Source organism: Longivirga aurantiaca (assembly GCF_042660085.1).
In the GTDB taxonomy this organism is placed as follows: Bacteria; Actinomycetota; Actinomycetes; order S36-B12; family CAIYMF01; genus Longivirga; species Longivirga aurantiaca.
In genome coordinates this window covers 1-1,137 of the sequence record NZ_JBHSTI010000040.1, presented here as the reverse complement: position 1 = coordinate 1,137, position 1,137 = coordinate 1, and the positions used below count along the sequence as shown (strand labels likewise).

The window sequence follows — 1,137 nt, the reverse complement described above, 5'->3', positions numbered from 1 at the left end:
TGGGGTCCACCGCCTCGAAGAGCGGAGTGCGGGCGAGGAACTCGCGGAGGGCGACGACGACCTCACGACGTCCGAGGTTGGAGCCCAGGCAACGGTGCACCCCCACACCGAAGGCGAAGTGCCGGTTCTGCTCCCGGTCGATGACGATCTCGTCGGAGTCCTCGTAGGCATCCTCGTCCCGGTTTCCGGAACCGAATGCGAGCACCACCCGATCGCCCTTCTTGATCGGGCACCCACGCACCTCGACGTCCTTGAGCGCCGTGCGTGCCATGCCCTGCACCGGTGCCATCGTCCGGAGGAACTCCTCGACCGCTGCGGGGATCAGCTCGGGGTCCTCACGGAGCCGTTGCTGGTCCGCGGTGTTGTGTGCCAGGTGCCAGAGGCCGGCCCTGATGGTCCACGCGGTCGTCTCGAGACCGGCGATGAACAGGAGGTACTGGTAGCTCATCAGCTCGTCGTGAGTGATCGGCCGGCCGTTGATCTCGGCCTTGAGCAGGCGTCCCGTGATGTCGTCCACCTCGGGCTCGTGCCGGCGCCGCTCGACGAGCGCCTCGAGGTACGCATGCACCTCCTGGCTGGCTCGCGTCGCGTCCTCGGGGTCCTCCGCCCGGGCGAAGATCCGGTCGATCCACTGGTCGAACAGGTGCCAGTCCTCGCCGGGATAGCCGATCAGGCTGCTGAAGACGATCATGGGGAGCGGGCGCGCGTAGGCGTGGCTGACGTCCACGACGTCCTGCTTGAGAGCCTCGTCCGCGAGCTCGCGAGCGGTCTCGACGACGAACGGAGTCAGCTCGTCGACCGCGGACGGGGTGAACAGCGGCAGCAGGATCCGCCGGTAGTGGGTGTGCTCAGGAGGGTCGACGTCGATGGGGATCAGCGGCTCGACGTTGCCGAGATCGGGCAGCAGCATCGTGGGCGTGACGGAGTAGGTCTGCCAGTCCTGCTCCGCGTTGAAGACGTCCTCGTGCTTCGTGAAGAACCAGAACCCTCCGTAGCGTTCGCTCCAGCCGACAGGGCACTCGGAGCGGAGGTCCCGGTAGGTCTCGAAGATGTTGTCGAGCGCTTCGCCATGGAAGTCGAAGTCTCGAACGGGCTGCTTAGTCACACTCGATCTCCCTGCTAGTGAGTCGTCGTGCG

General features: G+C 66.4%; 1 protein-coding gene. It reads right to left on the bottom strand.

From position 1 onward, the window contains the following. Window positions 1-1,105 (bottom strand): cytochrome P450 (locus ACFQGU_RS16805; protein WP_386768855.1); only part of this gene is annotated, 1,105 nt, incomplete at its 3' end. Window positions 1,106-1,137: the final 32 nt, after the last annotated feature.